Source organism: Gemmatimonadetes bacterium SCN 70-22, from assembly GCA_001724275.1.
Taxonomy (GTDB): Bacteria; Gemmatimonadota; Gemmatimonadetes; order Gemmatimonadales; family Gemmatimonadaceae; genus SCN-70-22.
Map to the genome: position 1 here is coordinate 24,923 of MEDZ01000024.1, position 24,980 is coordinate 49,902.

15 protein-coding genes and 1 pseudogene are annotated in these 24,980 nt (G+C 70.9%); 9 read left to right on the forward strand and 7 right to left on the reverse strand.

Going from position 1 to position 24,980, the window contains the following annotated elements; genetic code table 11:
* Positions 1-173 precede the first annotated feature (173 nt).
* Positions 174-1,574: a hypothetical protein gene (locus ABS52_12605; protein ODT02657.1), complete on the forward strand. Its 1,401-nt coding sequence runs from the start codon at positions 174-176 to the stop codon at positions 1,572-1,574.
* Positions 1,575-1,628: 54 nt separating this feature from the next.
* On the opposite strand, the pseudogene ABS52_12610 reads toward ABS52_12605, so the two are convergent.
* A pseudogene (locus ABS52_12610) lies at positions 1,629-2,165 on the reverse strand (hypothetical protein).
* 669 nt (positions 2,166-2,834) lie between these two features.
* Between ABS52_12610 and ABS52_12615 the strand changes: the two are divergent.
* The 3 genes from ABS52_12615 (at position 2,835) to ABS52_12625 (ending at position 8,619) form a co-directional block, all read left to right on the forward strand.
* Positions 2,835-4,109 (forward strand): hypothetical protein, encoded by a 1,275-nt coding sequence (locus ABS52_12615; GenBank protein ODT02658.1) that lies wholly within the window; start codon positions 2,835-2,837, stop codon positions 4,107-4,109.
* 88 nt (positions 4,110-4,197) lie between these two features.
* Positions 4,198-5,616 (forward strand): anion transporter, encoded by a 1,419-nt coding sequence (locus tag ABS52_12620; protein ODT02713.1) that lies wholly within the window; start codon positions 4,198-4,200, stop codon positions 5,614-5,616.
* A 168-nt stretch (positions 5,617-5,784) separates the two neighbouring features.
* On the forward strand, positions 5,785-8,619 hold the full coding sequence (locus ABS52_12625; GenBank protein ID ODT02714.1) for a hypothetical protein: 2,835 nt from the start codon (positions 5,785-5,787) through the stop codon (positions 8,617-8,619).
* 99 nt (positions 8,620-8,718) lie between these two features.
* On the opposite strand, the gene ABS52_12630 is transcribed toward ABS52_12625, so the two are convergent.
* Entirely contained in the window at positions 8,719-11,184 is a 2,466-nt protein-coding gene (locus ABS52_12630; protein ID ODT02659.1) for a hypothetical protein, read from the reverse strand.
* Positions 11,185-11,433: 249 nt separating this feature from the next.
* Here ABS52_12630 and ABS52_12635 point away from each other — a divergent pair, with 249 nt between their 5' ends.
* Genes ABS52_12635 through ABS52_12650 form a run of 4 tightly spaced genes read left to right on the forward strand, consistent with a single transcriptional unit; the run spans position 11,434 to position 14,674 of the window.
* Positions 11,434-11,976 carry a hypothetical protein gene (locus ABS52_12635; protein ID ODT02660.1) on the forward strand — a complete coding sequence of 181 codons (543 nt, stop codon included), beginning with the start codon at positions 11,434-11,436 and terminating at the stop codon, positions 11,974-11,976.
* A gap of 45 nt (positions 11,977-12,021) precedes the next feature.
* Positions 12,022-13,431: a hypothetical protein gene (locus ABS52_12640; GenBank protein ID ODT02661.1), complete on the forward strand. Its 1,410-nt coding sequence runs from the start codon at positions 12,022-12,024 to the stop codon at positions 13,429-13,431.
* Positions 13,404-14,060: a hypothetical protein gene (locus ABS52_12645; protein ODT02662.1), complete on the forward strand. Its 657-nt coding sequence runs from the start codon at positions 13,404-13,406 to the stop codon at positions 14,058-14,060. The genes ABS52_12640 and ABS52_12645 overlap by 28 nt, the downstream gene beginning before the upstream one ends.
* Entirely contained in the window at positions 14,057-14,674 is a 618-nt protein-coding gene (locus ABS52_12650) for a hypothetical protein (GenBank protein ODT02663.1), read from the forward strand. The genes ABS52_12645 and ABS52_12650 overlap by 4 nt, the downstream gene beginning before the upstream one ends.
* Here the strand turns inward: ABS52_12650 and ABS52_12655 are convergent.
* The 5 genes from ABS52_12655 to ABS52_12675 form a co-directional block, all read right to left on the reverse strand.
* Entirely contained in the window at positions 14,658-15,632 is a 975-nt protein-coding gene (locus ABS52_12655; protein ID ODT02715.1) for an epimerase, read from the reverse strand. The two genes, ABS52_12650 and ABS52_12655, sit on opposite strands and share 17 nt — an antisense overlap.
* A gap of 35 nt (positions 15,633-15,667) precedes the next feature.
* On the reverse strand, positions 15,668-16,570 hold the full coding sequence (locus tag ABS52_12660; protein ID ODT02664.1) for a symporter: 903 nt from the start codon (positions 16,568-16,570) through the stop codon (positions 15,668-15,670).
* A complete protein-coding gene (locus tag ABS52_12665) occupies positions 16,567-18,315 on the reverse strand; it encodes a thiamine pyrophosphate-binding protein (protein ID ODT02665.1) in 1,749 nt (582 codons plus the stop codon). The genes ABS52_12660 and ABS52_12665 overlap by 4 nt, the downstream gene beginning before the upstream one ends.
* Positions 18,316-18,443: 128 nt before the next feature.
* Positions 18,444-20,123 (reverse strand): hypothetical protein, encoded by a 1,680-nt coding sequence (locus tag ABS52_12670; protein ID ODT02666.1) that lies wholly within the window; start codon positions 20,121-20,123, stop codon positions 18,444-18,446.
* Positions 20,123-22,828, reverse strand: a complete 2,706-nt coding sequence (locus ABS52_12675) for a hypothetical protein (GenBank protein ID ODT02667.1) — start codon at positions 22,826-22,828, stop codon at positions 20,123-20,125. Before ABS52_12675 ends, ABS52_12670 begins: the two co-directional genes overlap by 1 nt.
* Positions 22,829-23,157: 329 nt before the next feature.
* Here ABS52_12675 and ABS52_12680 point away from each other — a divergent pair, with 329 nt between their 5' ends.
* Positions 23,158-24,969: a hypothetical protein gene (locus tag ABS52_12680; protein ID ODT02668.1), complete on the forward strand. Its 1,812-nt coding sequence runs from the start codon at positions 23,158-23,160 to the stop codon at positions 24,967-24,969.
* The last annotated feature ends 11 nt before the right edge of the window (positions 24,970-24,980 follow it).

Genomic DNA, 24,980 nt, shown 5'->3' on the forward strand with positions numbered 1-24,980 from the left:
GGAGACACCGTCTGCAAATCGTCTTTTGCGTCCCGCGACGCATCGCTCCTAGCTTCGGTCTTCACGGGTTGCCGGGGCGACCATGCGGGCCCGGATGAACGCCGAGTGTGGAGGAGGGTGTTGCGATGTCGACGACGTGCGGACGGGTGGGGCCCTTGCGGGCCGTTCGGCCGATGATCTGTGGACTGGTCCTGGTACTGACCGCGTGCGGTGACGACCCGACGGGGGCTATCGCGAAGGTCCCCACCTGCGAGCCCGGCGCGTCGAGCGCGCGCCTGCTCCCGCTGGCTGAAGCCACCGCCGCCCGAACGGCCGGCGGCTACCCGACCGAACTGCTCGTGGATCCCTCGGCTCCGCGATCCGATGGCGTCACCTTCCGGCGCATAACCGACGCCCTCGACGCCGCGCGCAAGGCGCGCCAAGGAGGGAGCGCGATCGCGGGAGCAGGGTGCCGTATCACCATCAAGGTGCTCCCCGGGACATTCGTGGGGACCACGGCAAGCACGAGCGACAGCACGCGCGAACGGCTCCCGCTCCTGATCGATGTCCCCGACATCACGCTGCAAGGGAGCTACACCATGTCGCTGGACTCGGCGGGGAGGCCGGCAGGCGCGGCGCCGGCCTCCGCCGGGACCACGCTGACCGCCGATCCGCCACTCGAGGTGGTGGGGGGAACGACCCAGACGGGGGTCTCCGAGCCGCTCGTCATCGTGAACGCCGAGAACGGGGAGGGCGGGAATGGCGTGATCATCCAGGGGTTCGTCTTCCGCTCGGGGCACGCCGCCAACGACGCGGCCATTGCCGGGAAGGGGATCCTGGCGTTGCGAACCGAGGGGCTCGTGGTCCGCGACAACAGCTTCGAGGGACACTTCACCGAGCGCATCGACCTGCGTGAAGGGAGTGCCGTTGTCGAGCGCAACTTCTCCACCGGACCGGGCGATACGTGCGACATCTGCATCGCCGGGCCGGGGCAGTTCCTCGTCCGCTCCAACAAGCTGGAGCAGGGGGGCATTCCGGGGGTGCTCATCGTGCCGGCCACGGTCCTTCCGGTCCCGAGCGGCATTGCGCAGACGGTCCCGCCTGCGGCGGCGACGGTGAACGTGGAGGTCGTCGACAAAGAGGTGCGCGCACACGAGCGGACTCCCGTGGGAACGGGGTTGCGCGTCGCGGCGGTCGGCATCAACGCGCCCAACGTGGCTGGGACGAGCGTGGTGACGATGCGCGGGAACTACGTCCACGACAACCGGTTCGGGCTCATCGTGGAGGCCGGCTTCCCCGTGGCGGGATCACGCTTGCGCGGCGACGTGATTCTGGAGACCAGCGACAACCGCATCGTCGGCAGCTGCCAGGCGGACCTCCTGGTGTCGTTGAGCCGCCACACCACCGGGCTCGGCCTCGCCAACGCTCCATACCTCCGGGACTCGCACTACATGCTGACGCTGGGGAGCGATCTGCCGTGGAGCGAGGCGTGGTATGCCAGCGTGGATGGGACGGGGAACACGCTGGAGGTCAACGGGGCGGAGGTGCCGGCCGGGCGCAGGACGGCGTACGTCGGTACGCGGGTCTGTTCATGAGGCGGGGCGGCGCCGGGGCAGGGGTGCCCCGGCGCACGCCGACCCTGGGGCGCCCTAGTGCTTGTGCCCCTGCTGCGGGTGGTGCTTGCAGCTGACGTTCGGGTTGAACTGGGCGAAGATGCCGTTCGGGTTCTCGCGGTAAAGCCAGACGTGCCGGTCGTAATGCGGCTCGAACATGTGCGCTTCGTCGATCGTGGTGGCGGGGTCGTCGGCCATGTGGTCCCACGGCACTCCCTGGAAGGACGGTGGCGTCGTGTGTCCCGCCTTCTCCCAGGCGCTCTTGAAGACCAGGTTCTCCACCGCGACGAGCTCCATGGAACCGTCCTGCTGCGGCTCGTAGATGAGGATCGCGGGACGGGTGAAGTCCGTGTGCGTCCCGGTGCCGTTGACCCGCGGCGACGGCGGGGCGGTGATGCCGAGCAGGTCGGGGCGGACGTAGTGGATTCCCATGGCGCCGAGCGACGCCGGCCGCCCCATGAGCTCCGCGGTATCGCAGATGTTCATCGGGTCGCGCTGGTACCCTTCGGCGAGCGCTACCTTCACGTCGCGGAAGCGTTGCGTCGCGCGGCGCACGGCGGCCAGGTCGGGCTCGGCGGCGATCGCGTCGGCGGGGGGGGTGGCACGCACCGCCTGGGCGGCGGCGCGAGCGGACTGGGCCGGCAGGGCCGGCGCGCCGGCCACGAGGGCGACGGCGAACAGCTGGGTGGCAATGAGGGGGAAGCGCATGGTCTCTCTCCGGATCGTTGGATGACCGGCGACGGGTGCCGGCCCGCGCGCCGGCCGACGCGGGCGAGGCCCGCTCGGTGCATGCAAGCTGCACAATCCCGGCGCGGCCAACATGAGTCAATCGACTCATTCGCCAAACGGCATGATGCAGGAGCTTGCTTCGGGGCGCGGTATTGGCGCCCGTGGCCATTGTCCTGTCTTTGAACGTCCCCGGACGAGGTCCATCCATGGACCCGAAGCACACCATCGCCGCGCCTCGCGGCGGCCCGGACACCGACGCCGATCGCCGTGTCGTGATCCGTGCCATGCGGAGCGGCCTGATGATCTGGCCGTCGTTCATGCTGCTCGACGCCTTCATGTGCTTCGTCGCATACCCGGGGGCGCCGTTCGAGCGGTTCGTGATCTACCGCATCCTCGTGGAGGCAGCGTTCTTCGGCGCGTATTACGCGAGCCGCCATACCGCGACCCCCCTTCAAGCGGCTGTACCGGTGGCAGAACCTGTGCTACGGTGCGGCGGCGCTGGCAATAGCGCTCATGGCCGTGGAGATCGGTGGGATCCGCTCGCCATACATGCACGGCATCTCGGTGGTGGCCATGGTACGCGCCACGCTGGTGCCGACGCACTGGCGGCACAGCATCAAGACCTACGGGCGCATCTGGCTGTCGTTCCCCATCGTGATCGGCGTCGGCGCCCTCGTGTCGCCGTGCGCGCGGGCGGAGTGGCTCTCGGCCGACTCGCTGGTCTTCTTCGCCGCCAACCACGTCTTCGTCGCAAGCTCCGCGCTCCTGGGGCTCATCATCGGGCACACGGTGTGGAGCACGCAGCAGCAGCTGTACCAGGCGCGCCGCCTGGGGCGCTATCGGTTGCAGGCGCCCATCGGGAAGGGGGGAATGGGCGAAGTCTGGCTGGCGTGGGACCTGAACCTCAACCGGAACGTGGCTCTCAAGATCCTCCGCGTCGCGACGCCGGCCGGGCACGAGGCGGTGCGGCGCTTCGAGCGCGAGGCACACGCCGCGGGCCAGCTGCGCGGGGCGCACGTGGTGCAGATCTTCGACTTCGGCGCCAGCGACGATGGCCTGTACTACATCGCCATGGAGTACCTCCAGGGGATGGACCTCGCCACCCTCGTCGATCGCCACGGTCCCCTCCCCGCGGCGCGGGTGGCAAACGTGGGAATGCAGGCATGCCTCGCCCTCGAGGAGGCGCACGCGGCCGGGATCATCCACCGGGACATCAAGCCCCACAACCTCTTCCTGACGCGCGTGGGCGACGACCCGGACTTCGTCAAGCTCCTCGACTTCGGGATCGTCCGCCTCCGCGAGCCGACGCCCACGGCGACGACGGACCTCACGTGGACGGGGGTAGTGGTGGGGACCCCGGCGTACCTCGCTCCCGAGCTCCTGGACGGGACGCCGGCCGACGAGCGCAGCGACCTGTTCGCGTTAGGCGTGACGCTGCACGTGCTGCTCACCGGATGCTCCCCGTTCGCCGACCTCCCCGGCGGGCGGATGCCGGCCGGGATCGACGTGCGGTCGCACTACGCGGCCCGGCACGCGCAGCGCGACGCGAGTGCCCACGCGCTCGGCTCGGTCATCCTGCGCTGCCTCGAGGCCAACCCTGACCGTCGCATCCAGACCGCGCACGAGCTGTATGATGCCCTCGCCGCGTTGCACGACCCCGCGGGGTGGACGCGCGAGGACGCCGAGGCGTTCTGGATGGCGGTCGATCGCGCCCGGTACGTGACGGACGAGATGCAGGCGATGACCGAAGCCTTCCTCCCACTCGCGCCCCGCTCGCCCGCCCCATAAGATCCGCGGCATGTCGCCCCCCCAACGCGCGGAGCCCGAAGCAGCCCCCACCCCCCGCCGCTGGTGGGAGGCGGCGGGGGCCCGCACCATCGCGGGGCTCGTCCTGGGACTCGTCGTGTTCGCGTGGATGCTGGTCGTGCCGCCTCCCCGGGAGATGACGCTCCCTGCCTGGCGCACGGCCGCCGTCGGGACGTTGATGGCCATCTGGTGGGTCACCGAGGCGATCCCGATCCCCGCCACCGCCCTCATCCCGGTGGCGCTCTTTCCCATCCTCGGCGTCCTCGACGTCGACAAGGCGTCGGCCCCCTACGCCAACCCCATCATCGGCCTCTTCCTGGGGGGCTTCCTGCTGGCGCAGGCCATGACCCAGTGGATGCTGCACCGCCGCATCGCGCTCGGGATCCTGTCGCTCATGGGGGCACGGCCAGATCGGCTGGTGGCGGGCTTCATGATCGCCGCCGGCTTCATCAGCGCGTGGATCAGCAACACGGCGACGGCGGTGATGATGCTCCCCATCGGGCTGTCGGTGGTGCGCATGGTGCACGAGGCCGACCCGGCCGAGGGCCAGGCGGCGTCGGATTTTCCGACGGCGCTGATGCTTGGCATCGCCTATGCCTGCAGCATCGGCGGGCTGGCCACGCTCATCGGCTCCCCGCCCAACGCGCTCTTCGCCGGGATCATGTCGCAGCAGTTCGGGGTGGAGATCGGCTTCGCCCGCTACATGATGCTCGGCGTCCCGATCGTGCTGCTCGGCCTCCCGCTCACGTGGCTTGTCCTGACGCGCTGGAGCCACCGCGTTTCGCGTGAGGAGATTCCCGGGGCCGCCGAGCGGATCGACCGCGAGTGGCGGGCGTTGGGCCCGATGTCACGGGGGGAGGTGATCGTCGCGGTCGTCTTCGCCCTCACCGCGCTGGCGTGGATCTTCCGCCCCCTGCTGGAGCGGGCCCTGCCCGGGCTATCGGACACCGGGATCGCGATCGGGGCGGCGCTCATCCTCTTCCTCGCGCCGGTGAACCTGCGCAAGGGGGAATTTGCCCTGAGCTGGGAGTCGGCCCGTGGGGTGCCGTGGGAGATCCTGGTCCTGTTCGGGGGCGGGCTGTCGCTGGCCAATGCCGTCGCCCGCACGCAGCTGGCGGACTGGATCGGGAGCAACCTCGGCGTGGTACAGGGGCTCCCCGTGTGGGTGGCGGTACTGGTGGTGACGCTGACCATCATCTTCCTCACCGAGCTGACGAGCAACACGGCCACGGCGGCGGCGTTCATCCCCATCGTGGCCTCGCTGGCGGTGGCGGTGGGGGCGCCCCCGGTACTTCTCGCGGCGCCGGCGGCACTCGCCGCCAGCTGCGCCTTCATGCTCCCCGTGGCCACCCCGCCTAACGCGGTCGTCTTTTCCGGCGGCTACGTGACGATCCCGCAGATGGCGCGCGCAGGGCTCATCCTCAACGTCGTCTTCACGGTGCTGATTGCAGGGCCGGGGAGCTGGCTGGTCCTGCACCTGTTCCGGTAGGGCGCCTCGGGCCTTTCGCCCCTTCGCCTCACGCGTCACCTTGTACGGTGACGCGCGGGGACCTCGCGAGTCTGTCGTGCGTACGCCGCCAGTGCGCGGCGCCGGGTGACGAGACGTGCCAGGGAGGGGGAAGGGCTCTTGATGGCGCTCGCCGAATCGCCGCCAACCATCGACTCGAGCATCCAGGCCGGGCGCGACGAGGAGCGCGTGCTGGACGAGGTGCGTGCGCTCGCCCTCGAGCTGGGGGGCGACCGCGCCGCCCGAGCCGTGTCGCCCACCGCGTCACTGGAACGCGACGTCGGCCTGGGCAGCCTGGAGCGCGTCGAGTTGATGGCGCGCCTCGAGCGTGCGTTCGGGCGCGAGCTGGACGATGCCTTCCTCCTGCTCGACACGCCGCGCGAGATGGCGCGGGCCCTCCCGTTGGTGCCCGAGGTGCACCTGCCGGCGAGCGGACGGGGAGCCGCGGTCGGCCCGGCCACGGCGCTCCGCACCGAGGAGGTGGCGACGCTGGTCGACGCCCTTCGCCGGCGCGCGGCGGCCGAGCCGGCGCGGACGCACGTCCTCCTCCACCGCGACGCCCAGCTGCAGCCGGTGACGTACGCCGAGCTCTGGGATGGCGCGGCGCGCATCGCCGGTGCCCTCCGCGAGCACGGGCTGGGGATCGGCGAGCCGGTGGCGCTGATGCTTCCCACCGGGCTCGATTACCTGCAGGCCTTCATGGGGATCCTTGCGGCTGGCGGTATCGCCGTCCCGCTCTACCCCCCGGCCCGGCTCGACCGCCTGGGCGAGTACCTGCAGCGCCAGTCCCGCATCCTCGCCAACGCCGACGCGCGTTTCCTCGTCGCCATGCCCGAGGCCCTCCCCGTGGCGCGCCTGCTCAAGGGGAGCGCGCCCGCACTCGGCCGGACCCTCACGGTCGACGCCCTGCGCGGCGGCGAGCCGCTGTCCGTCCCCCCGTCCCTCACGGCGGGCGACGCCGCGCTCGTCCAGTACACCTCGGGGAGCACGGGCGACCCCAAGGGGGTCCTCCTGTCGCACGCCAACCTCCTCGCCAACATCCGCGCCATCGCCACCGGCGTCGACATGCAGCCCACCGACGTGGGGGTCAGCTGGCTTCCGCTCTATCACGACATGGGGCTCATCGGGACGTGGCTGGTCTGCATGGTCCAGGGGATCCCGCTGTCGCTCATGTCACCCCTCTCGTTCCTGGCGCGTCCCGAGCGGTGGCTGTGGGCCATCCACCAGCAGCGGGCCACGCTCTCGCCGGCCCCCAACTTCGCCTTCGAGCTGTGCGTGCGGAAGGTGAGCGACGAGGCCATCGCCGGGCTCGACCTCTCGTCGTGGCGATGCGCCCTCAACGGGTCCGAGCCGGTGAGCGCCTCCACCCTCGACCGGTTCGCCGAGCGCTTCGCGCGGTACGGCTTCCGGCGCGAGGCGCTGATGCCGGTGTATGGGCTCGCCGAGTGCTCCGTCGCCCTCTGCTTTCCTCCGCTAGGGCGCGGGCCGCGGGTCGACCACGTGCAGCGCGAGCCGTTCGCCCGCGACCGGCGGGCGCTCGGCGCCCTGCCGGGGGATGCTGGCGCGCTCTCATTCGTCTCGGTCGGGACCCCGCTCCCGGGGCACGAGGTGCGCATCGTCGACGAGGGGCGCCGCGAGGTCGGCGAGCGAGCGGTGGGGCGGCTGCTCTTTCGCGGGCCGTCGTGCATGCGTGGCTACTTCCATAACGACGACGCCACCGCGCGCGCCGTCCTGGCCGACGGGTGGATCGACAGCGGCGACCAGGCCTACGCCGCCGAGGGCGAGATCTTCATCACCGGGCGCCTCAAGGACCTCATCATCAAGGGCGGCCGCAACATCGTGCCGCAGGAGGTGGAGGAAGTCGCGGCCACCGTGGCCGGCGTCCGGAAGGGGTGCGTGGCGGCGTTCGGGATCCCCGACGAGGGGGGCGGGACCGAGCGCCTCGTCGTCCTCGCGGAGTCGCACGCCGAGTCGGCGTCGGAACGCGACCGGCTGGCGCGCGACGTGATCGCCGCCGTCGCGTCGGGTGTCGGCGTCCCGCCGGACGACGTGCGGGTGGTGCCGCCGGGGGTGGTGCCCAAGACGCCCAGCGGCAAGATCCGCCGCGGCGCCGCACGCGCGGCCTACCTCGAGGGACGCATCGCCGGGGGGCGCGTCCCCTGGCGGCTGCGGGGCGGGCTGGCGATCGGGAAGTCGTTAGGCTGGCTCCGGAGCGGGGGGCGGCGTGCCTGGCGCGGCGTCCAGGCGGCCGCCATCGTCCTGTCGTGGCTCCTTGCGCTCGTCGCCCTCGGCCCGGTCTTCCTCGTCCTGACCTACACCGTCCCTGCCGGGTTGCCGGTGCGCCGCCTGAGCCGGGCGATGAGCCGCGTCATCCTGGCCGCCAGCGGGTGCCGCCTGCGCGTGGAGGGGAATCCGCGGCTCCCGGACGGGGGGCCGCTCGTCCTCGTGGCCAACCACGCATCCTACGCCGACACGCCGGCGCTCCTGGCGGCGCTGGCTGGAGACTTCCGCTTCGTCGCCATGCGCGAGGTGCTCACGTGGCCGCTCGTCGGGGCGCTGGCGCGCCGCGGCGATCACCCGACGGTGGAGCGCTTTCTCGTCAAGGAGAGCGTCGCCAACGCGCTGGCGGTGGAGGGGCAGTTGCGGCGTGGGGAGGCCCTGCTCTTCTTCGCGGAGGGGGGCTTTCGCGCGTCGCGCGGGCTTCGCCCCTTCCGGCTCGGCGCCTTCCAGGCCGCGGTGGCGACCGGCGCGCGGGTGGTCCCGGTGGCGCTGCGCGGCACGCGCGAGGTGCTGCGCGATGGCCAGCGCATCCCGCACCCTCGCCCCATCCACGTCTGGGTGGGCGAGCCGCTCACGCCTAACGGGAGCGACTGGCGGGCAGTCGTCGACTTGCGCGATCGCACCGTGGCGGCGATCGCCGAGCACTGCGGCGAGCCGCGGCTGGCTACCGCCCCGGTGACCCGCGCGCTCCCCCCGCGCGGGTAAGGCGATGCGGCGGGTCGCCCGCCGCCCCGGCATGCGTCGCGATCCGCCGCCGCCGGCACGTCGGCCGGCGTTCAGGCCGGCGTGCCGGTTGGTCTCCCGCTACTCCTCCCGCAGCACCGTCGCCGGATCCAGGCGCGCTGCGCGGCGGGCGGGGACCCACCCCGCCAGCAACCCCACCAGCACCAGCGCCAGCGCCCCGGCGCCGAAGGAGAACGGGTCGCGCGGCGTGAGCCCGTAGAGCAACCCGCCGACGAAACGCGACAGCCACCACGAGGCCAGACTGCCCAGCACCACGCCGGCCACCACCAGCGCCGCCACGCGCGCCATGACGAGGCGCATGATCCCGGCCGGCGCCGAGCCCAACGCCATCCGGATCCCGAGCTCCGCCCGGCGCCTGGTGACGGCGTAGGCGGTCACGCCGTACAGCCCGACGCCCGCCAGGAGCAAGGCGAGGGCCCCGAAGAAGGCGGAGAGCATGGCCACCAGCCGCTCCTGCGTCAGCGATCCCTGCACCTGCTGCTCGAGCGGCGTCACGCGCAGGGAGAGGGCGGGGTCCACCTGCGCGAGGGCGGCCACGATCGCGCGTCCCAGCGTGGCTGGCGCACCGCGCTCGGCCCGCACGCTCAGCGAGATCGACGACGGCGTCCTCCCGTTCTGGGCCAGGGGGAGGTACATCGTCGGCGGGAGGGTGTCGCGCAGCCCGCCGTACACGGCGTCGCGTGCCAGTCCCACGATCTCGATCGTGCGCCCCGGCTCCCCCATGAAGCCGGGCTGCCGGATGATGCGCCCGATCGGGTTGCCGCCCCCCAGGTGCTTGCGCACGAAGGTCTCGTTGACCACCGCAACCATCGGCGCCCCCTCGCGGTCGCGCGCGTCGATGTCGCGCCCGGCCAGCAGCGGCGTCCCGTACGTCGCGAACCAACCGGGGGTGAGGACGTTGACGTTGGTCGAGCGCTCCTCCTCGGAGCGCGGCGGCATCCCGTCCACCTCGACCAGGTTGTTCCAGGTGGTCCCGCTCACCGGCGTCACCACGGAGAGCGCGGCCTGGCTCACGCCGGGGACGCCGAGTGCCGCGCGTTGCAGCCGCTCGTACAGCGCCACCCGCGCCAGCGTGTCGACCGCGCTTCGCGTGGCATCGACCCGGACGACCAGGACACGGTCGCGGTCGAAGCCCAGGCGCATGCTCGTGAGCGTGGCGAACGTGCGCAGGAACAGGGCGGCCCCGACGACGAGGACCAGCGAGAGCGCGACCTGCATGACCACGAGGCTTCCGCCGAGCCCGGCGCGCGCGTCGCCCGAGTTGCCGCGCCCCTGCTCGCGCATCGCCTCCATGGGGCGCGCGCGCGCCGCCCGCAGCGCGGGCGCCGTGCCGAAGAGCAGCGCGGTCCCGACGGCGACGGCGGCGGTGAAGGCGAAGACGCGCCAGTCCAGCGACAGGTCGAGCGCAGCCGGAGTCCCCCGGAGCGCGAGCTGCCTCACGAGCAGCCGGCTCCCCCACACGGCGAAGAAGATCCCGAGTATCGCCCCGCTCGCGGAGAGGAGCGCGCTCTCGGCGAACAGCTGCCGTGCCAGCTGCGCGCGCGAGGCCCCGAGCGCCTGGCGCACGCTGAGCTCGTGACGGCGCGCGGTGGCGCGGGCCAGGAGGAGGTTGGCGATGTTGCCGCAGGCGATGAGGAGGACGAGCCCCACCACCGCCATGATGGTGAGCAGGGGGCGCTGGTACTGGTCACGCAGCCGCGACGTCCCCGTGCTCGCCTCCATCAGCGTGTACGGATCGCGCAGGTAGCGCTCGACGTTCTCGGGACGGTAGTGCGGGGGGATGGTGGCCTCGCGCACTTGCGGCTGCATCTGGCGCAATGCGGCGTTGGCCGCGGCCAGTGACTGCCCCGACTCGAGCCGTACCATGGCCTGCAGCCACCACCACGACCGCTGGTCGAGCGCACTCTCGTTCCCCCGGATGGCGCGCTCGGTCCCCAGCGGGATGGCGACGTCGAAGCGGCGCCCCACCTCGGGGCCGAAGAAGCCCGGCGGCGTGACGCCGACGATGGTGAACGTCCTGCCCTCGAGGGTGATGCCGCGGCCGATCACGTCGCGCGCCCCGCCGTACTGGCGCTGCCAGTAGTCGTGCGAGATGACGGCCACCAGCCCGGCGTCGCCCCCGCCCCTCCGGTCGTCGGATGGGGTGAAGACCCGCCCGACGACGGCCGGGACACCGAGCACGTCGAAGATCCGCCCGCTGGCATACATCCCGTCGACCAGCTCCGCCTCACCGCCAGTTGCAAGGTTGAAGCGCTGCATCGACCACGCGAAGGCGCCGTCGAACGCCTCCTCGCGCGCGCGGATCTCCTCCCAGATGGGATTGGTGAGCGACGCCGGCCGGCCCTCGTTCGTGAGCAGCGCCAGGCGGCCGGCGTGCGGGACCGGGAGCGTACGCAGGATCAGCGTGTCGAGGATGGAGAACATCGCCGTGTTCGCCCCGATCCCCAGGGCCAGCGAGAGGATCGCGACGATGCTCACGAGCGGGGTGCGCCGGAGGGCGCGCCAGGCATCACGGAGGTTGTGCACGGGCGGGCTCGATGGAGGGGACTGCGGGTTGGATGCCGTGAGGCGAAGGATGGTTGCTCGCGTCGCGGGGCTCGTGGCGTCAGCGGTAATGGCCACGCGCCGGTGCCGGCGCGCCATCCGTGATAAGAGGACGCTAAGGGAATGGGGTGGATACCGTGGGTTGCCCGACTTGTCAGATCGGGGTCCGGGCATAGTGTGACGAGACATGCAGCTTTGCTGCGGTATCTCACTTCATGCAGGAGGAAGCGCGTGACCGTCGAGATCGTCGGCATCGTCACCTTGGTTGGCGCCATCGCCATCTGGATCATCGCGTGGGTCGTCGCCACGCGCCGCCCCATGGCGGCGATCGAGGATGTCCGCCCAGGCATCTACCGGACCAGGCGGGGCTACTTCATCGCCCTGACCGCCGTCCTCGTCGCCGCGCTCGTCATGACGCTGCGCCACACGCCGTACGCGTCGGCACAGGACGAGCCCACGGCCGTGACGCTCGTCGCCAACGGCGTGATGTGGGGGTGGCAGATCACGTCCGGCCAGGCGAGTCCAGGTGGCGGCAGCGGCATCGTCCTCCCGGTCGGACGCCCGGTGACGTTCGATGTGGGGTCGCTCGACGTGAATCACGGCTTCGGCATCTACCGGCCCGACGGATCGCTGCTCGCGCAGGCGCAGGCGATGCCCGGCTATCGCAACGAGCTGACGGTGACCTTTCCGGTCGCGGGCACGTATCGCGTCTTCTGCCTCGAGTACTGCGGGCTCGGGCATCACATGATGTTCGCATCGCTGGAGGCACGCTGACCCATGTCCATGTCGACTCCTGCCGCGCCTCACGCGGCCAAGAGGATGGTGATGGTCTGGGCCGTCACGGTGATCCTCACCCTCCTCGTGCTCATGGTGCTCGGCCTCCTGATGCGAATGAGCCAGGCCGGGGCCCTCGCCGTGCGCCCCGACTACTTCTACGCGATGATGACGCTGCACGGCCTGGGGATGGCCGGGACGCTGTTCATCGGCGGCGTGATCGCCGTCTGGTATCACGCGTTTAGGTACGTGCAGCCGAGCCTCGCGCTCTTCCGCTGGATCTACGTCCTGGTCCTCGTCGGCACCGTGGGCGTGATCGTCGCCACGCTGGTCGGGCGACACGGATCGGGGTGGTACATGCTCTACCCGCTCCCGTTCATCACGACCTGGGCCCGGTGGTCCACGTCGCTCGCCATCGTCTCGATCCTGGTGCTCGGCGTGGCGTGGCTCCTGGCCCAGCTCGAGCTGCTGCGGGCGTTCGCGGCGCGGTACGGGGCGCGCCGCCTCCTGGCGTGGGAGTACATCACGGGGGCAACGCCGCAGGAGCCGCTCCCCTCGTTCATCCTGATCGCGACCGTCTCGCTGCTTGCCGGAGCCATCACCACCGTGGTCGGTGCCGTGGTGATGATGCTGTACCTGTTCAAGTGGTTCGTGCCGGCGCTGCAACTCGACGCTCTCCTGCTCAAGGACCTGATGTTCCTCTTTGGGCACACCCTGGTGAACATCACCATGTACCTGGGGGTCGCCCTGCTGTATGAGCGTCTCCCGCTCTATACCGGCCGCGCCTGGTCGGTGAACCGCGTGGTGGCCCTGGCGTGGAATGCGACGCTCGTCTTCGTCCTGTTCGCCTTCCTGCATCACCTCTACATGGACTTCGCCCAGCCGAAGGCGCTGCAGGTGATCGGGCAGGTGGCGTCGTACTTCAGCGCGATCCCGGCGACCGTGGTGACCATGTTCGGCGCCGCGACGCAGGTGTACCGCGCCGACGTGAAGTGGAGCTTTGCGCCGATTGCGTACTACCTGGGAATCGTGGGATGGGCCGTGGGAGGACTCGCCGCCGTGCTCGACTCGACGATCGCGGTCAACGTGTACTTCCACAACACGCTCTGGGTGCCGGGGCACTTCCACACGTACTTCCTGGTCGGATACGTGCTGATGCTCTTCGCCGCCCTGCACGAGATCGTATCCCCCGAGGCACAGTCGCGCGCCAAGGCGGCGCTGGCGGTCTTCGTGGTCGGCGGGTATGGCTTCGTCACCATGTTCTATCTCGGCGGATTGGCCGCCGTCCCCCGGCGCTACGCCACCTACCAGGCAATCCCGATCAAGCAGGTGGCGGCCGCCGGACAGGCCCTGGCCGGCTACGCGGCGTGGTTCGTCGGGCTCGTCCTGGTCGGGTTGCTCCTGTACCTCGCCGCGCTCGTGGGGGAATGGCGACGGAACTGGGCCGTGGTGTGATCGACGGGCGTGCACGCCGCGCCGTGCGCGGGGTGCGCGGCGGGCTGGCGCTGGTGGGCGTCGTGGCGCTCATCGGATGGTGGACGCACGGCTTCCGGGCGTTCACCACCGACGGCGCGGCGCTCGCCGCCGCCGGCCCGCTGCCGCATGCCGCGCCGCCGCTCTCCTTCTGGCAGCTGGCGGGCGAGCGCGGCTCGCTCGAGGCCTACCGCGGACGCTACGTCCTCCTCACCTTCATGTACCTGCATTGCCCCGACGTGTGCCACCTGGTCACGGCGCGCCTGCGACAGGCGTATGGGCGGCTCGGTGACCTCGTGCCGGGACGGGTGGTGTTCCTGAGCCTCTCGATCGATCCGGCGCGGGACGACCCCGCCTCGCTCGGCGAGCACTGGCGCGCGTTGGGGGCTGGGCCGGGGTGGATCATGGGGGGCGTGAACGAGGGCGACGATCGACGCCTGGACGCGTCGCTCGCGCGGCTCGGCGTCTGGGTGACGCGCCTCCCCGACGGGCGGATCAACCATGCCGCCTCCAGCTTTCTCATCGACCCCGCCGGCCAGGTCGTGGCCGTCTTCCGCCCCGAGGTGACGGCGGACTCGCTCGTCGCCGCGTTGCGCGCCGTGGCCCGATGACGAGGCCGGTGCTCGCGTTCGCCCTGGCGGTGGTGCTGGCCATGCCGCCGCAGGCCCAGTGGTTCAGCGCCACCATGCCCCGCCACCAACTGTTGCAGGTGCCGGCCATGCTCGTCCTCGGCGCCGTTGCGGCTCACGGGTCGAGACGCCGGCGCCCCGGGAGCGCCCCGGCGTGGGATCCGGCGATCCTCGTGCTCGCCGTCGGCGCGATGATGTTCTGGATGGTGCCGCGCTCGCTCGATCTCGCCGCGTCGAGCACCGTCGCCGACCAGCTCCTGCACGTCTCGTGGTTCCTGGCGGGAGCGGCCCTCGCGCACGCGCTGCCGCGCACCACCCTTGCCGTGACGATGGCGCTCGGAATCCATGGCGTCGCGATGGTCGCCGCCATCGGGCTGGTCTACACGCTGTATCCGGGCCTCATCTGCACGGCCTACAACATGGAGCAGCAGCGCGCCACGGGGCATGCGATGCTGTACGCGGCGCCCATGCTGGCCGTCGTGCTCTGGGGGTGGGCCGTGCGGCGCATGGCGTCGCCGGTCGGGATCCCGGCGGCGGCTCCCTCATCGTCGGGGGAGCCTGCTCCCTCGGGCGGCCCCCTCACGGAGGCGCCGTGACACGGGGCGCGGCGTCCCGCCAGGCCATGAACGCCTCGCGCGACGTCATCGCCGGCCGGTAGCCGAAGACCTCCTTCAGCCGCGTGTTGTCGAGCACCGGGCGATATCGCAGGAAGGCGACCTGCGCGGGGCCGTAGCGCGTGAGGCCGAGGGGGGCGAGCACCGCGAGCGCCCCGCGCAGCAGCCAGGCCGGGATCCGCAGGACGGGCTTGTGCAGGAGCGTCGCGATCTCGTCGATCGTCACGACACCGTCACCTGCAACATTGAAGATCCCCGTCACCGGGGTGTCCACGCCCCGCACGAGGCAGCGGACGACGTCGCGATCGTGCACGAAGACGAAGGGCGATGCCGAGCCGCTGACCGCGAGGAGCCGCCGCTTCTCGAACAGGGCGGTGATCTGGTTGCTGACCGTGGCGCCAAGGATCGTCCCGACGCGGAAGACCACCTGCTCGAGGGCGGGGTGGTCGCGCCGGTAGGTGGCGAGCATCTCCTCGACCAGCCGCTTGTGCCAGGCGTAGGCAAACGAGTCGTTGCCGCGGAGGGGGTCCGTCTCACGCAGTCGCGCGGGGTTGTCGGCGTGATAGCCGTAGGCTGCCCCGCTCGAGGTCACGACGATGCGCCGGACCCGTGCGGCCACGCACCCCTCGAGGACGCGCCGCGTCCCGCCGACGTCGACCGCGTACTCGACGTCGCGGGTGCTCCCCCTGGGCGGGGTGACGATGGAGGCGAGGTGCACGACCACCGTGGTGCCGTGCGCCTGCATCACGGCCTCGAGCCCCGCGTCGCGCACGTCGTGCCTGACGAACCTCACGCCGTCGGGAAGCGCCTCCGGGGCGCGGATGTCGGCGGCGACGACCGTGCCGAAGCGCCCGGCGCGCACCCCCTCGGCCAGCTCGGCCACCAGGAGGCGTCCGATGTAGCCGGACGAACCGGTGACGAGGATCGAGGGCCGCATCATCGCGCCGGGGAGGCGTGCATCGGCATGCGCCCCCGTCACCGGGGGAGGGGGCGACGCGCCCAGTATGCCGCCAGCGACAACCCCGCGACGATGTGCCAGATCCCCCACCACGCCGCCACGATCGCCATCCCCCCGAGCCCGTCGAAGAAGGTGAAGATCAGGATCAATCCGAGCCCGGAGTTCTGGATCCCGACCTCGAAGCTCACCGCGCGCCGGTCGCGCTCCGGGAGCCCGAGGGCGGCGGCGGTCCAGTAGCCCGTGGCCAGCGCCATGGCGTTGTGCAGCGCCACCGCGACCACCACCAGCTGCACGTACGTCACGAAGTATGTCCAGTTGCCAGCCAGCGCCGCCACGAGGAACGCCCCGAACACCGCGATCGAGAATCGCTTGAGGGGGAGCCGCGCCCGCTGGGCGAACCGCGGCCAGCGGCGCGCGACCATCACGCCGAGCGTGAGCGGAATGCCGAGCAGGACGAAGATGGTGACGAACATCTCCAGCGGGTCGACCGCCACGTCCCGCAGGATGGCGCTCGTCGGCCCGTACAGCGCCCCCCAGAAGCGCAGCACCAGCGGCGTCAGCACCACCGACAGCACCGTCGATGCGGAGCTGATGCTGACCGAGAGGGCGGTGTTGCCGCCGGCCAGGTGCACCAGGAAGTTGGAGATGTTTCCCGCCGGGCAGCTGGCGACGAGCATCATCCCGAGGGCGATGCTGGGCGACGGGCGGATGAGGAGGACGAGGAGGAAGGTGAACGCCGGGAAGACCAGGAAGTGCCCGGCGAGCCCGATGAGGACCGGACGCGGGTTGGCCGCCACGCGCCGGAAGTCCTCGGCACTCAGGTCGAGCGCCACCCCGAACATCACGATCGCCAGGATCGCGTTCAGTGCATGCAGCGTCGCAGGGCTGAAGTTGAGCCGGACCGCATCGAGCTCGCTCACTTCCCCTTGGGCTCCTGGTGCATCGCCTTGAAGTGGAGGAGGCCCGGCGCCCACATGTGCGTGGTCGGGTTCACGTCGACGTGGATCACCGTCGGCCCCTGATGCCCCAGCGCCCGCGCGATCGCTTGCCGCAACGCCCGGGGGTCGGCCACGCGCTCGCCCGCGGCGCCCATGGCCCGCGCCACGGCGGCGAAGTCGATCTCCCCGAAGTCGGACCAGATGTTCTCGCCGGGATCGAGCCGCTTCCGGAGGAGCATCTTCACGGGACGCATCGCCATGCTCTGCGTCATCTTGACCATCCCCCACTGCCGGTCGCAGAGGACGAGCCAGACGATGTGCAGCCGGTGGCGGACCGCCGCCTCGATCTCCTGCGGATGCATCCCCATCGCGCCGTCCCCGGTGATGCAGGCCACCGGGTGGTCCGGGACGGCGACCGCCGCGCCTAACGCTTGCCCCATCCCGGCCCCGAGCATCCCCATCTTCATCGTGGAGAGGATGCGGGCCGGCGGGACCGCCCTGCTGTAGAACATGGTCCAGACGGCAGTGTTCCCGCCGTCGGCGACGAGCGGGCTTCCGGCAGGGAAGAGCTCGCGCACCGCCGCCGGGACGTGTGCGGGGTGCAGCGGCGCTCCCGTATCGGCCAGGGCGGCGTCGAGCCTGGCATTGAAGCGCCGGACGTGCCTGCCATATCCCTGCAGGCGCGCGCGCCGGCGGGCAAGCGCCGGCTCGTTGCGCCTGGCGGACAGGCGATCGTGCAGCGCCTCGAGGAAGGCGCCGACGTCGGCACACGCCCCGATCTCGACCGGCCTGTTGGCGCCGATGGTCGCATCGTCGATGTCCACTTGCACCGTCCGTTGCTCCGACGCCCTGCGCCAGTACGGTGCCTTCCCCCACCAGTCGGTCTCCCCCACGCGCGACCCCAGGATGAGGGCGGCATCGGCGTCGTTGCGCACCAGGGTGTTGAGCTTCACGTGCGGCATCGGGATCGCCAGGGGCGACGACTCGTCCACCGCCCCGCGCGCCGCCCAGCTCGTGGTGACCGGAGCCTGCAGCAATTCGGCCACGCGTTGCACCTGGTCGAACGCCCCGGCGTGGATCACCCCGCTCCCCACGTGGATGACGGGGAGCTCGCACTGCGTGAGGAGCGCCGCGGCGCGCGCCACGTCACCGGCGTCCGGGGCGGTCGGCGCCACCCGCCGGTACTGCGACGGCGCCAGGTACGCGACGTCGCCCGGCATCTCGCCGTTCATCAGGTTCTCCGGGACATCCAGGTGCACCACGCCGGGGCGCCCGTCCCAGCAGGCGCGCAGCGCCCCCCGCATCAGCTCGGGGATGCGCTCGAAGCCGGGCACGGCGCGGCTGTGCTTCGCGAACGCGCCCACCACCGCCGCCTGGTCGAAGCCCTGGTAGGTCCCCGTCCGCAGCGGGTACATCGCCCCCGTGCGGCGCGCACTCGTTATGCAGAGGACGCGGTTCCCCTCCGCCTGCTCCACGACGAGCCCGGGGAGGATGTTGGCCACGCCGGGGCCGTTGCTCGCCATGCAGACGCCAAGCCTGCCGGTGAGGCGCGCGTAGGCGGCGGCGGCGTGCGCGGCGCTGGCCTCGTGGCGCGGCGTGACGAGCCTGATGCCGAGCGCGTGCAACGCGCCATAGAACCCGTAATACGTCCCGTCGATGATGCCGAAGACGGTATCGACCCCTTCGGCCCGCAGCATGCGCGCGAGGACCTCGCCACCCGTGGGCATCCGTTCCCTCCTGTGGTGGCGGGAACTTACGGATGACGCGAGGGGGGCGTTAGCCGCTGCCCGGCCAACGCCCCCCGCCGCCACCATCGCGCGCGCGCCCGTTCTCCCGGGGTGCTCACCCCGGGTGCTCACCCCGGTGGCGTCTCGACGCGCTCGTAGATCCTGATCGGCGGGTTCACCACCGGGTAGTCCAGCGGCGGGCGCCGCAGCGCGTAAACGACGACAATCAATCCAGCGAGGATCAGGGGAGCGAACGGCTCCCCGGGGTGGCTGGTGTAGTCGGGAATCAACGACACGAAGCGCGGCCGGCGCTCGTGCCATCCCCGGATGATCCTCGCCACCGTCGCCGAGTCGCGCGGCGCCTTGACGTTGCCGCCCAGGTACTCGACGGCAAAGCCGGAGGTCATCCATCCCTCCATGGGAGGCTCCTTCTGCATCGAGCCGAAGAACTCGAGCCGGTCGCCCGGCTTCCCATGCTCGCGCAGCCACGCCGCCGCCGCATGCCGCGAGTCGTGCGCCATGGCCCACGTCAGGTCCACCCCGCGCAGCGACGCGAGCACAACCGCTGCTGCCGCCGCCGCGGCCCCCATCGCCCGGACCGCCGCCGCACGCGCCGCCAGCAGCTCGCGCACCGCGTAGCCGGCAAACAGCGACAGCGCGTACACGGCCGGCATGACGTAGCGCAGCTGCGCCGCGCGCGCCGACCAGAAGAGGATCGCGAGGTACGTGACGACGGTGACGGCAAACCAGGCGGCGCGTGGCGTGCGCCTGGCGGCGAGCGCGAGCCCGACTCCCCCCAGCACGAGCCCCGGCCCCGTCATGGCGTCGGCCATGAGCTGCAACAGCCGCGAGCCGAGGGCCACGTTGCCGCTCCAGCTCCTGGGATAGTACGGCATGAACGCCACCGCCCCCTCCACCGCCTCGGCGCTGCGCTCGCGGATGAAGCGGATGTGCGCCATCCAGCGGTCGGGGTCGACGATCATCCCGCTCCCCACCACGTAGGCGAGGACGACGGCGAGGGCGCAACAGGCGGCGAGTGACCACGTCTCCCTCTTCCACCATTGCGGCCGCGATTCACCCGGACGGGGAAGGAGTAGAAGCACGAAGGGAATCCCGACGAACGACGCGAATGACGGCTCCTTGGTGGCGAGCGCGAGGCCGATCAGCGCTCCCAGCCAGAGCACGCGCTTCCGCGTGACGCCCAGCATCAGGGCGCGGGCGAATGGGATGCCGGCGATCGCCGTGAAGAAGAGGACCGGGACATCGGGGTTGGATGTCCGGGCGTAGTAGAACATCGGGTAGACCAACCCGGAGAATGCGGCCCCCCACACCCCCGCGCGCTCGTCCCACAGGGTGCGCCCGGTTTCGTACGCGGCCACCACGATTCCCGCCGCCAGCAGCACACTCAGCAGGTGCGCCAGGAGCGAGAGCGTGGCCAGCGCCGTGACCGGATCGGAGAACCCGTGCGGGAAGGCCCCCGTCGGGGTTCCCAGTTCACCGGTCACCCGAAGCCACGTGACATAGGGTGCGAACGCCGCCAGCACCAGGAACGGGTGCAGCATCGGGTAGCCGAGATTCGGATTCTGCGTCGGCGCGGGATTGACGATGTCGTACAATTGCGCCAAGGGGCCGGTGGGAGGCTCGTCGTCGACTCCCCAGGCCTCCGTCCGGTTCCAGGCGGTGGCGTGCGGAGTCCCCCACGAGGCCGTCGGGACGTACACCAGTGCCGCGATGACGAAGATCAGCACGTGCCGCCGGCCCATTTGCCCGGCCAGCCTGGCGAGGACCGAGTCGTGCCACGCCGCCATCACTGGATGAGCGCCTCGGCAGGTGCAACATTGCGGGCACCGGCGCCCCGACCCTTGGTCAACCGATCGAGGAGGGTGGCATCGGTGCTGACCAGGTAGGAGCCGAGCGCGAGCACGTGCAGGTGGCTGGCGAGGTACGAGCGGATCGCCTCGTCGGGCGACCGAATGATCGGCTCCTCGTGCATATTGAAGGAGGTGTTGATCACCACCGACGACCCGGTCAGGGCCTTGTAGGCGACCAGGATGTCGTGCATTCCCGGGGCGATATCGGGCCGCACCAGCTGGGGGCGTGCGCTGCCGTCGATGTGCACGGCGGCCGGGCACTCCGTGCGCATCCGCTCCGTGCACGACACCACGAGTGTCATGAACTCGCAGGGACGCATTTCCCCCTCACGCATGTGGAAGTACTCCGCAGCGTCTGCATGAATGCACATGGGTGCGAACGGCATGAACTCCGTGCGATGCAGCTGCGTGTTGAGCCAGCTGTTCACGGTGCGATCGCCGGCGTGGTACAGGATGGAACGATGTCCCAGCGCCCTGGGGCCAAACTCCATCTTTCCGGCAAAGCGAGCGACGATCTTGTGGTCCGCGAGAGCGGCGGCGATCGCGCCGGCCAGGTCGTCGGGACGCGTGACTGTCAGTTGCGGGTAACACGCCAGCGCCGCTTCGATGTCGGCGTCGTCGTACGACGTCCCGAGGTACATATCGGGTGCGGGGCGCGGCATGCTCCCCGCCACCGTGAGCGCCGCCCCGACGCACAGCCCGCCATCCCCCATGTTGGGGTAGATGTGGATCGACGCGGGTTGCAGTTCCTGCGACAACGCCATGTTGAGCTTCACGTTCGCGAAGACGCCGCCCGCCACAACCAGGTGCAACGGGCGCCCGGCCGGCACGTGTGGCCGCACCAGCTTCACGACCTCACGCTCGAGGATGTGCTGGAAGGCCCACGCCACGTCCTCCCGCGGATAGCCGGCAAGCAAACGTTTGAGGGGCGGCTTGTAGTTCCGGTAGTCGATCCCGAGGAGCGTGTTGCGCCCCCCGTATACCCGGGCGATGTCCTTGAGCTTGAGGCGCGGGAACCCCTCGGCGTAAAACCCCTTGTGCAGCTTGAAGTCACCGTCGCGACTGAACAGGGTCGACTCGATCTTGGCCACGAGCTCCGGGTTGCGCGTCCCGAATCCGGCGAGGCCGGTGATCTTCCCCTCGTGGCGCCCTCCCTTGAAGCCGAGGACCTGGGTGCACGCGGTGTAGAACTGCCCGAAGGAGTGCGGATAAGGGAGCGCCTGGTCGCGCTGGATCAGCCCGCCACGGCCACGCCCGATGGTCACGCACAGGTCGTCGCCCACGCCGTCGGCGGTCACGACGAGCGTGTCGCTGGCCGTCCCCGTCCGGTGGGCGCACGCCGCATGCGCCTCGTGGTGTTCCACGAACCACAGCTTCGGCCGCACCCCGTACTCGCGCTCCAGGAAATCCAGCACCGTCTCGTAGCGCGACGCGCGCCACAGGTAGAAGGCGCGATACGCCAACCGACACGCGTGCGGGATGTAGTCGTTGAGGGCGTGGAACTCCCCGACGTCCCGGCGCACGGTCGCCCACAACTGCGCGAGCAGGTCGGTCCAGCGCAACCCGGCAACGGCCACGGCGTCGATCTCCGACGGCTGCATCCTCGAGAGGCGGATTACCTCACGAATCGACTGCGTCGGCGGATACGTGGTGTCGAGCTTCACCCGTGACATGCGTTCCTCGTTCACGGCGGCCACGACCACCTGGTCGCGCACGATGCACGCCCCGGTCTCGTGCGTAGTCGCGATCCCGAGGATCGTGCGCGGATTGAGGTCGGGCGCGCTCTCCGGCCACCCCGCCACAACCTCCTCGCTGGTGGTGACGTGGGGAAACTGTTCACGCACCTCGTCCAGGAGCTGGCCGACGTATTCCTCCTTCTCGTCGCCGCGGAACCAGTTGTTGGTGAAGAGCGCGAGGCGCAGGCTCTCGACGTCCTTCACTCGGTCGGAAAAGTCCGTGAGGTGGAACAGGTAGGTGAGGTAGCGCCGCCTGCGCGCGAACCGGCGCAGCTGGTCGCGATGATAGGCCCGGCGCAAGTAGAAGGCGTATGCAGGATGAAACGAAGGGAGCCAGGGCCCGACGTAGGGTAGGGGGAGTTCGATGAGGCTCCGGTCGCCGAAGAAGTCGAACGGCTCGGGCCAGACGCGCTCCACGTGCAGCCGCTGTCGGAGCGCGTAGGTCGGATGTACCGAGGAGTCGTACCGGTACCCGGCCTCCCGCAGCAGGTCGAGCGTTTCCAGGTCGATCGAGTAGCCCGGAGCGCGAAAACCATGCACCGGCACGCCGAGCGCATCCTCGAGACGCGCCTTGGACTCGAATACTTCGCGCCGCTTGCGCTCCGAGCCGGAGCGGTGCAGGACGGGGTGCGTGACGGAGTGCGACGCGATGTGATGCCCGCCGGCGACGATGCGCCGCAGCGCCGCGCGCTTCTCGGGACGTTCCAGGTCCTGGGCGATGGCGAAGTAGGTCGCCGTGATCCTCCGCTGGGCAAAGATGCGGAGGGAGCGGTCGATCGCGCTCAGATAGAAGGCGTCGCTGGTTCCCGACCAGGCGCGACCGTGGGCTCCGTAGATGGCGTCGAGCCCGTCGAGGTCCACATGGAACCAGACCCTCCGCTGCTCACTCGTCTCCCGATCCTGCATCCGAAGTATTCCTATTTCCTGTCGAGTCGGACTCCCTGGCGATCTCGCCGCGGAAGGAACTCTCCTCTGCAAGACAGAGGCCCGTCAATTCGGAGTGGTTTCGTGGTGCCTGACGCGTGCTCGACTCCGCCCGGCACTCCCTGCGGTGAATCGGGGGGAGCCCCGACCCGTCGGCTCCCAAGCTCACCGAGGCCGTGAAACGGCGGCGACGGAACCGGAGACGCCATGGCAGCGGTGCGAAACCCTGACGCTCCATGCAGATTCCCACCCCAGGCCCCCGGACCGTGCTCCGGGTGCCGCTCCCCTTCGCCATGTCCATCACACCACCGATGCGCCCGTCGTTCACGCTCGCCTCGCTCTCCCTCGCCGTCGCCGCCTGCTCCACCGCGGCCCCGCCAGCGGTGACCCCGGCTCCTGCGGCCAGCGCGTCGGCGGTGGCCCCGGCCACCCCGCTCACGCCGCGTCAGCGCGAATGGGTCGACCGTACCCTCGCCTCGCTCGACCTGCGGCAGCGCGTGGGACAGATGGTGATGGTCTGGGTCCTTGGCGACTACACCTCCACCGACGACTCCGCCTTCGCCGAGGTGCGGCGCTGGATCGTCGAGGATGGCATCGGCGGGGTGAGCATGTCGCTCGGCACGCCGATGGAGGTGGCGACCAAGCTGGATGCCTTCCAGCGCCTGGCCCGCGTCCCCCTGCTTGCGTCGTCGGACCTCGAGCCGGCGTTAGGCCGGCTGGAGGGGGGGGTCTTCTCGCACTACCTGATGGACGCCGGTGGGGCCACGGTCTTCCCGACCGCCATGGCGATCGCGGCCACCGGGCGTGACTCGGACGCCTACGACGTGGGGAACATCATCGGCCGCGAGGCGCGCGCCGTCGGCATCCACATCAACTTCGCCCCCGTCGTCGACGTCAACAACAACCCGCAGAACCCGGTCATCAACACCCGGTCCTTCGGCGAGGACCCCGCGCACGTGGCCCGCCTGTCGGCGCTCTTCGTGAAGGGATCGCAGGACGCCGGGACCATCGCCACGGCCAAGCACTTCCCCGGACACGGCGACACCGACGTCGACTCGCATGTGGGGCTCCCGGTCGTCAGCGCCGACTGGGCGCGCTTCCAGACGACGGAGCTCGTCCCCTTCCGCGCGGCGATCGGTGCCGGGGTCGGACTCGTGATGTCGGCCCACATCGCCTTGCCCGCGCTCGAGGGCGACTCGACGACGCCAGCCACCCTCGCCCCACGCATCATGACGGCGTTGCTGCGCGACTCGCTGCACTTTCGCGGCGTCGCCATCACCGATGCCATGACGATGGAAGGGGTCGGCAAGGGATACGGTGTCGCCGAGAGCAGCGTCCTGGCCGTGAAGGCGGGCGCCGACATCCTTCTCAAGCCGAGCGATCCCACCAAGGCCATCGACGCCGTGGTGGCGGCGGTGGAGCGTGGCGAGATCTCGCGCGACCGCATCGACGCCTCGGCGCGGCGCGTGCTGGAGCTCAAGGCCAGGAGCGGGGTCGCCTTCAACCGCTTCGTCTCCTTCGATTCGTCACGGCACGTCGTGGGCGCCGCGGCGCATCGCGCCACGGCCAACGACATCGCGCGGCGGGCGGTGACGCTCCTGCGCGACCGCGGCGCGCTCGTCCCGCTCACCGGCAAGCGCACGCTGGTCATCCAGTACATGCCCGAGACCGAGCTGCGCGCCGGTCGCGTCTTCGCCGCGGCCATGCGCCAGGGCGACCCGTCGGTGCGCATCATGCGGGTCTCGCCGGGCACCGTGCAGTCGCAGCTGGATGCGCTCGCGCCGGCGATCGCCGCCGCCGAGCGCGTGGTCGTGGCGGCGTACGTGCGGCGCATCGAGGGGGAGGGGCGCCCGGCCATCCCTCCGCACATCGCCTCCTGGCTGGCGGCGATTGCGGCTGCCGACTCGGCGGCGGCGCAACAGCGCGTGGTGCTGGTCGCCTTCGGCAACCCGTACCTCATCCGCCAGGTCGCCGCCGTGGGGACCTACATGGTGACGTACAGCGTCGGTGACGCGGCGGAGCGCGCCGCCGCCGGCGCGCTCATGGGACGCGCCCCCATCACCGGGACGGTCCCCGTCTCCCTCCCCGGGTTCTTCGCGCGCGGGGACGGTATCAAGCGTTAGGCAGACCTGGA

Excerpts from the sequence above, each read along its gene's own strand:
- ABS52_12640 (ODT02661.1), top strand. The coding sequence starts at position 12,022 with ATGGTGATGGTCTGGGCCGTCACGGTGATCCTCACCCTCCTCGTGCTC.
- ABS52_12645 (ODT02662.1), top strand. The coding sequence starts at position 13,404 with ATGGCGACGGAACTGGGCCGTGGTGTGATCGACGGGCGTGCACGCCGC.
- ABS52_12665 (ODT02665.1), bottom strand. The coding sequence starts at position 18,315 with ATGCCCACGGGTGGCGAGGTCCTCGCGCGCATGCTGCGGGCCGAAGGG.
- ABS52_12655 (ODT02715.1), bottom strand. The coding sequence starts at position 15,632 with ATGATGCGGCCCTCGATCCTCGTCACCGGTTCGTCCGGCTACATCGGA.
- ABS52_12670 (ODT02666.1), bottom strand. The coding sequence starts at position 20,123 with ATGGCGGCGTGGCACGACTCGGTCCTCGCCAGGCTGGCCGGGCAAATG.
- ABS52_12675 (ODT02667.1), bottom strand. The coding sequence starts at position 22,828 with ATGCAGGATCGGGAGACGAGTGAGCAGCGGAGGGTCTGGTTCCATGTG.
- ABS52_12605 (ODT02657.1), top strand. The coding sequence starts at position 174 with ATGATCTGTGGACTGGTCCTGGTACTGACCGCGTGCGGTGACGACCCG.
- ABS52_12650 (ODT02663.1), top strand. The coding sequence starts at position 14,057 with ATGACGAGGCCGGTGCTCGCGTTCGCCCTGGCGGTGGTGCTGGCCATG.
- ABS52_12680 (ODT02668.1), top strand. The coding sequence starts at position 23,158 with ATGCGCCCGTCGTTCACGCTCGCCTCGCTCTCCCTCGCCGTCGCCGCC.
- ABS52_12615 (ODT02658.1), top strand. The coding sequence starts at position 2,835 with ATGGCCGTGGAGATCGGTGGGATCCGCTCGCCATACATGCACGGCATC.